Here is a 694-nt window from a genome sequence, read left to right as displayed (position 1 = left end):
GGGCTCGATTGACTATCAGCTTGAGCGGGCCAACAATTTCCAGATCACCAAGATTCTCCTGAATCGGGACCTCCCCCCGAGTCAGTTCACTGTCATGACCCTCATGCTGCGCGGGAAGTAAGGCAGTGGCAATGCGTATTCCACACGTTGAGATGCCCGTCCGTCTGCCGGGAAAAGGGTGGTGGGTCGGCCTGCTGGCTGGCGTGCTGCTGGGTTTGCAGTCCGTTCCGGCTTGGGCGGTTTTTCTCGATCAGGACGAAAGCCTGCGCTTCAGCGGGCGCGTCTATAATCGCACTGCCTTTTCCGTTGAGCGGGCGGCGGAGAATACGCGCCTCCAGACTCCCTATAACGACTGGAATATGCTCCAGAACCGGACGTTTATTCAGGGCGAGCTGAGCCATGACCTGACCGGTCTGGTAGCGGGGAACGCGACCGGGCTGCTGGCACCGCTGCAAGCGCTGCTCGCCCCCCTGCGGCTGCTGAGAGCGGATACGCTCGACTATTTTGTGACCTACCGAGGGGAATACGACGGGGTGTGGGACTATGGCCCGGCGGCTTTTCGGGAGCGCTATCCGCTGTTTGCGGACTGCGGCGCGCCGACCAAGGCAAAGCGGGCGCACCCCCGGCGCTTTGGCTGCCGGCATGGCGACCCGCGCCAACGCTTGCGGCATCGGCATCGCTTGTTTGAGGCCTA

1 protein-coding gene is annotated in these 694 nt (G+C 62.4%); it reads left to right on the top strand.

The annotated features are described in order from the left end of the window. Positions 1–131: 131 nt before the first annotated feature. The coding region (locus OXG98_04480; GenBank protein ID MCY3771261.1) for a hypothetical protein at positions 132–694 on the top strand (563 nt) is incomplete at its 3' end.

The organism is Gemmatimonadota bacterium, assembly GCA_026706345.1.
Lineage (GTDB): Bacteria > JAAXHH01 > JAAXHH01 > JAAXHH01 > JAAXHH01 > JAAXHH01.
This window is presented reverse-complemented; position numbering and strand designations above follow the sequence as displayed.